Genomic DNA, 6,775 nt, shown 5'->3' on the forward strand with positions numbered 1-6,775 from the left:
GGAGATAAAACATGGAAACTCGCATTCCTGAAAACACACCATTTGAGACGAATTTTCTAGGAGAAACATCTCTAGAAGAAAAATATTCACTCTTTCACACACCCATTTCATGGTCCGCAATCTTTGCGGGACTGGTGACAGCTCTTGCCACCTCAATTTGCCTCTCTTTTCTGGTCGCAGCTTTAGGCTTAAGCCAAATGGATTTCACCTCTTCAACCCCATTTGAAGGCTCTTTCCTCTCCTTTGGCGTGGGCTCTGTTATCGTTACACTGATTAGCCTAGCCTTGGGAGGCTTTGTAGCTGGACGTTTTGCTGAAACCTCAGGGACTCTTCATGGCTTTCTCACCTGGGCTCTCATAACATTGCTGATGACCCTCCAAGCCATCCACGTGGTTTCTAGTACAGCAAAGATAGGAGCTAAAACGGCTCTAGAAAACAGCTCCATGGTCCAACAAACCGTGGACAGCCTCAAAAACAATATTTCCCCCATACTTGCAAACTTAAACAGCGAAAGTCTTGAAAAGTTTTTTGCAAAAAATAGTGACAATGGCATCAATTTTGACCAACTTTCGAGTGAATTGCGCACCCTTCTCAATAAAAGTGACATTCCTGCTCTCAACCCTGAGCGCTTAAAACAAACCTATCAAGCTGCACTCAATGATATTGGTTCTGCGATAACAGCTTTCAAAAATGATCCTTCTTACTATCGCACCACTTTAAAAAATCTTGGTGAGCGTCTGTCCGATCGTGTAGAAGATCTCACGACAAAATTTGATCGAAGTGATATCATCAATGCCCTTGTGACCGATGGCATGTCCCGTGCGGATGCACAAACAGCAGTCAACCGTGCCGTCCAACTCTATCAAAGCGCAGAAGAAAAGACCGAAAAAGCCATCAAAGTCCTTGAAGAACGGGCAGAAACACTCTCAGACAATCTTGAGGATACGATCAAGGGCGCCAAAAACACTGCGACTAAAGCCACAAAAACAGCCTCCAATATGGGGTGGTGGGGCTTTTTAGGCAGTCTGGTAGGCGCCATTATTTCCAGTGTTTTTGGCTATTATGGTTATAGAAGCCGTAAGGACACTTTCATGCTTTAAAACGTCTACCTTTAAAGCAAATACATAAAAAGCTGCACGTATAGTGCAGCTTTTTTGCAAAATCTTCTGATTGTCTTTTTGTATTATTGTCTCTCTCATATCAGACAACTTCGCCAGCCCATCATCCTTAATACTCCCCTTTCAAAAAACATAAGGAGCTGGTCATTGCTGCCAATAGGCATTGTGCTTGTTTTGGAAAAGAGCTCTGAAAACTTCCTTTCTCAACTGATCATCAAGAAAAACTATACAAAGCATGGGATATCCCATAAACACGTAGAAGAAAATTGTACCTTATAACCTCTTGGGGAGGAGCATTGTGACAAAGAAAAAATCCATGATTTTTACCCAAATGGGACTTTTCCTTGTTTTGGGCTTTAGCAGCTTTGCCGATGAAACAGCACAAGTTACATTTGCTCTCCACTTAGCAGAAAGCACAGCATCTATTTCAATGCTGCTGTTTGCAGGGCTTGTCGGGGCAATTTGTGCCGGACCAATTGCACCACGCCTCTTGCATCGCTTCCAACCAGCGCGAACAGTACCCATTGTTTTATTGTTTGAAGCACTCTTCATAGCCGTTGCCGCAATTGCCAACAAATTTTGGGTTTACATTGCCCTTTCTTTCGCACTAGGTTGTGCTGGTTCACTCTTTTGGTCTGCTATCCTCGTTTCCGTCCCAGAATTTGCAACCAATGATCAGCAACTAGATCGACTAAACCGCGTTATCCAAACAGTTCGTAATCTTGGCTACATTGCCGGACCACTGCTAGGGGGTGTATTGTATGGAATATCAAATGGGCAAAAAGGATTGTTTGCGTTGTCAATCATGGTTCTTTTTGCTACCTTTATCACTCTCTTCTGTTTTAAAAGTTTAAAAATTCATACACAAACGACAAACACAACGCAAAAAAGCAAAAAAGGGCTAGATTTAACGGGTCTCTTGCGTAAAAAAAAATGTTGTCTATGCTCTTTCTCCCCTCATCATTACCATCATCCTTACCTCTGCTCTCAACGTCTTATCGATTGTCCGCATTCGTACCGATCTCAACTTAAGCGCTGAAACCTATGGGGTAATCACAAGCATGTTAAGTCTTGGCCTCGTGGTTGGTCCACTCTGTTTCTCCAGCCTTTTTCATCGCTTTGGCAATGCCGCTGGTGCATCACTTGCCGCTGCAATAATTGGCTTTGCAATTTTCTGCTTTTCCTTAACACATATTGTATGGTTGATGATGCTTTCATTTTTTATCCTTGGGGGTGCAAACGGCGTACAAAATGCTCTAATGGCAAGTTTTATGATGAAAGCCATCCAGAAAGAACACCGAAACAACCAAATGCCCGCCTATATTTTCATCATACAAACAGCGGTGTGCCTTGGCTTTCTAGGAGCCGGTTTTGTAAAAGTGCATCACACCCAAAGCACACTATTTATCATTGGCATCGCCACAATGATCGCAGGCATATTAGGTTTTATCTTGAACAGTGCCGTACAAAAAAAGGAATATGATAATGGTTAACGAACTTTACTATCTTTGCTCTCAGGCAAACCAAACCCAAAAATGGCATAAAAATCATCACCTGATCAAATTATTGTATCTCCCCTATAACCCCATACCAACCAATAAGACTTTGATGAACCACTCTTGAGTGTGGAAGAGCTAACAACCCTAGCAAACAACCATTGCCAAAACTTGATATTTCAAAGCAGAAGAAACCGGTTTAACATCATGCAACAAGATCCTATAGGCTTAAACTTTTACAATGGAACAGGCGGTTATGTATGGCAACTTGCAGACTATATGCGACATGATTGTCATGAGAGCTCCCACACACTTGAATTGCAAAAACCAACACCACCCATAGCCATCAATTCTTTTGCTGTCTACCCACGTGAACTCAATCCTTTATCACACATTCAATGGGCAAAAGATGTACAAATAATAAAAAACAAACCAGCACTCATTGGCAAACGGCAAATACAACCCATCACCATTGTTTCTACAAAAGGAGCGGCATTTGGCGGATTCGACTTTCCCACATTTGAAGCACTTCGTGAAGGCTGCCTTGTCCAATCACTGAGAGAAATACAATTCTATAGTACTCTTCTTGCCTCTGGGAGTCTTTTGATATCACTTTTACAACACGGGTCTCATTCAAACAAATCAACAAGCCTTTTCACCAGATCATGCAACAGCTCTTTTACGAGAGCCAACAGTATTATCATAGATTCTTCTCTTGACACTCTTGCCATTAATCAACTCAATGGGCGTACAATCCAACTGAATGAAAAAACCAACCCTCTCTTGCAAAAAGCCACAACCAAAATGCACATTCAACACCCCATAGAACAAACAACCACGTTTTTTGTAAAAGCAGAAATAATGATAAGGATCAAAAGATGTCCCTGATAAGCCCCGATATGGGAACAGAAAATAGTGCACAGCTCATTTATGCGCTCATTCAAATGGCAAGACCGCGCACAGTCATTGAAATCGGTGCTGGGGATAGTACGTGCTTTATCGCAAAAGCACTTCAAAAAGCGAAATTATCATGGCAACAAGATAAAAAACTTTTAGAATCTTCCACCTGGGAAGAGCGCACAGCTTTGCTTGACCCTTCAGGAATCCTTGAGAATTACGAACCACGGCTTATCACCATTGATGATTTTTCAGCAGAAGGCCAATCAGCCGAAGAAGCATGGCAAGAACTGCTTCAAGACGGTATTGAAAAAGACATGGTAACATTTATCCATGAGAATTTTTTCTCTCTTGATGAAAGCACCCTCAAATCTTGGGGACCAATAGATTTTGTTTGGCTTGATGCTGGAACGCCCGCAGATGATGTGCGATTTGTTATAACCCTTTGGGAACACATCACCGCTGGTGGTTATCTTTGTCTACATGAACCAACAATGACCACAACAATTGCTCACAATAGCGAACAACGGGTTCGACGCGTCAGAACTCCCATCTGGGAAGAAATTCTCTACCGGCTTGACGGCTCCTATGAAGCTTTAACACTCCCCGAAAACCACAAATATCGCCAGGGTGGTCTGGGGATTATTCGCAAACGCACCCCAGCTGAACAAATTGTACGCGCACAATCGCTCCAAGCAGAACTCATAGAAATCAATGAAATTCCCATTCGCAATGATATTTTGCCCATGGGGAAAAAAACCCTTCACAAACGCAATACCCGCAATTCACTGATCTCTGCCATGACCTCACCGACACTGCGCGCTGTTTATGCCGCCATTATCCTTGGTGCAAAAAATCTTACTGATATCCTCAAACATGTCGATTCAGATGCCAAAAACATTCACAAATCCATCAGTCGCCTTTTGAATCTTGGACTTATTCACAACACAACAGCAGGATTTCAAGCCGAAGAGACAGTGTGGAAAATGCTAGAAAATAAACATGAGCGAAATAGGGAAAATTTAAGCGACCGCCATTTAGAAACAGAAGAGATGCTATCAAAAATTGGTGAAGCCTTTCAGAAGGAAAAAATCTATAGCGAAACGGAAGTTTCCAAGATATGCAACCTCTTTACGATAGACTTTGCCCGATTACGACGCACTCTTGTTGAGAGAGGTTTTTTACAACGCCATGGAGGAAAATATCAACGCATGCGCTAAAAGAGAATTGAAAAATGATTAGCGAACTCTATCGTTTTTCTTCTCTATTTCAAGAGAATGAATAACCTTCCACTAAAAAATATAATTTCATTAAAAGGTTACAAAATCATTCATCCCATTCATATGTTGACAATCTATGGGGGGATAGTACATCCTCTTCATAAAGGATAAAATGGAAAAGCAAGAATGCGGGGTGCCAATTGGTTATCAAAAAGGATTGGGTGGTTATCAAAAAGAATTGGGAATAGTCAAAATCATCAGGAGAAGATATAGGATCAAGGTCTCAATGATCTTACGGTTGTTGCGCGAACATCAGGGCACAGTATTGTTGCTCAATCCAAATCATGCTCGATATTTCTAAAAACATCGTAGAAAAAACAATATTCTTGCATTGGGCTGGCTGGTGAATCAAGAAGGATACTATTTCAACGAAATGTGCACAGCAGAAACAGGGCTGACAAAACTTCCTCAAGAGATACAACAAAATGTATTTGATCATTTAACGACACTTCTATGGAAATTCCATGGGCAAAAATAAAATAACTTTTTTCATCTATAGCACAGTTTTTCTTTCTGAATTTTCCTTTTTCTTTGTACTCCCTTTGCTTGGAAACTCTTCTCTCATAACTGCTGCCAATGTCGCTTTTTATCTCGCTGGATCAGTAATCCTTGAAAGCATTCTCATGGTAACCACAACGGGTTTATTAGAAAGATTTTCGCGTAAACTCTTAATGGCTAGCGCCTTTATTTTAAGGAGTAGCGCTTTTGTGTGCATTATCCTATCGCTCACACCTTCTGCATGGTTGATCTTTTTTACCTTAATGGCTTTTTCGAAAGCAGTTTCAAAGCCATTTTTGAGAGAAATTTTATCAGAACATCTCAATGAAAATGCTCTTAAACGCGCATTAACTCTCTATTCTTTTTTTCAAAATGCTGCTGTCGTTATCGCCCCTCTTGTTGCAACGAGTGCCATAAAATACAACGCATCAACCTTCTTAATGGCTTTTTTTGCACTCATTGGTTTGTATCTTTGTGTTCTATCCATTCAAATTGTTTATCATTACCCACATAAAACATTATCTCTTGAAAAGAATAAAAAAACAAAAAAAGCTCTTCTTTCTTCTTTAAAAACAATAATACATAATCGTTCTATTGCTTATTTGCTGGTCACGGCTTTGCTTTGTGCATTCCTCATGGGAATTTTCATCACCACCACAACACTTCTCAATAAATTTGACAGAAATCTCGCCCCTTATAGTGGAATTTTCTTTTCAATTGTTGGCATCAGTATTTGTATCTGGCAGGGGGTAATCAATAAACATCTCACCCTTTCCGATAAAGCAACTTTCTATCTGCTCTGCTTTATGGGAAGTTTCGCTGCATTTTTCCTCATAGGTGGGGTCTTTACCGCTGTGATTGCGTTAATTGCCTACAGTGTCTATGAATCTGTCATGATTCCAGAGATATACTATCAAGCAGGGAAAACAACCTCATCCCTCTCTGCCAGTGTTCTTTTTAGTTATATTCTTGTTATTTCAAATATTGGCCAAGCTGCCGGCTCATGGACAAGTGGATGGATCATCAGCCATTTCAACAATCATATCGCTTTCACCTTTTGCATGATTGTTGGTGCCTCCGCCTTTGCTTCTTGCCTTTGCCTCATGCAAACGAAAAAATAAGCAGCTTCCATGTCACATATCATTTTTGAAAACCCGTAGCACAACAAGAGCACTCAAAATAATTCGCCATAAATCACTCAATTATGGGTTTGTAATACAATCTGCGGCAAAGAAGCTCGAAACGGTCTTTAAAGATTGCTCTGTAAGGCTCCGTTGCCAATTGCCTCATAGCTTAAAGTATTATGGGGGCAGACAAGCGTAAGGTAGCTACATTCTGCACGAATAATATTCTATTGATATCCATGTGCAACACAGCCAAAGCATTTTTTTATAATTTGCTCATTAAGGATTTTGAACTAATCAATCTCAAGCCTCGCCATGCGCGTTTAACTTTTAATGCCGCCCATTCTCTCTCAATTTATATT

General features: G+C 40.8%; 5 protein-coding genes and 1 pseudogene. All 6 read left to right on the forward strand.

Translation table 11 applies throughout. The features are described from left to right. The first annotated feature begins 11 nt into the window (after nt 1-11). The 6 genes and pseudogenes from ACFIK7_RS07060 (at nt 12) to ACFIK7_RS07085 (ending at nt 6,410) form a co-directional block, all read left to right on the forward strand. A complete protein-coding gene (locus ACFIK7_RS07060; RefSeq protein WP_375663162.1) occupies nt 12-1,100 on the forward strand; it encodes a DUF3792 domain-containing protein in 1,089 nt (362 codons plus the stop codon). 316 nt (nt 1,101-1,416) lie between these two features. Then, nucleotides 1,417-2,611 (forward strand): annotated as a pseudogene (locus ACFIK7_RS07065) (MFS transporter). Nucleotides 2,612-2,821: 210 nt separating this feature from the next. Next, complete coding sequence (locus tag ACFIK7_RS07070; protein ID WP_375663163.1) at nt 2,822-3,502, forward strand: hypothetical protein; 681 nt, start codon at nt 2,822-2,824, stop codon at nt 3,500-3,502. Next, on the forward strand, nt 3,493-4,731 hold the full coding sequence (locus ACFIK7_RS07075; RefSeq protein ID WP_375663164.1) for a DUF2087 domain-containing protein: 1,239 nt from the start codon (nt 3,493-3,495) through the stop codon (nt 4,729-4,731). The genes ACFIK7_RS07070 and ACFIK7_RS07075 overlap by 10 nt, the downstream gene beginning before the upstream one ends. 172 nt (nt 4,732-4,903) lie before the next feature. Continuing rightward, entirely contained in the window at nt 4,904-5,092 is a 189-nt protein-coding gene (locus ACFIK7_RS07080; protein ID WP_375631794.1) for a hypothetical protein, read from the forward strand. Between the two features lie 163 nt (nt 5,093-5,255). Further along, complete coding sequence (locus tag ACFIK7_RS07085; protein WP_375663165.1) at nt 5,256-6,410, forward strand: MFS transporter; 1,155 nt, start codon at nt 5,256-5,258, stop codon at nt 6,408-6,410. The last annotated feature ends 365 nt before the right edge of the window (nt 6,411-6,775 follow it).

This window comes from Bartonella sp. CL266QHHD (assembly GCF_042195355.1).
Classification (GTDB): Bacteria; Pseudomonadota; Alphaproteobacteria; order Rhizobiales; family Rhizobiaceae; genus Bartonella.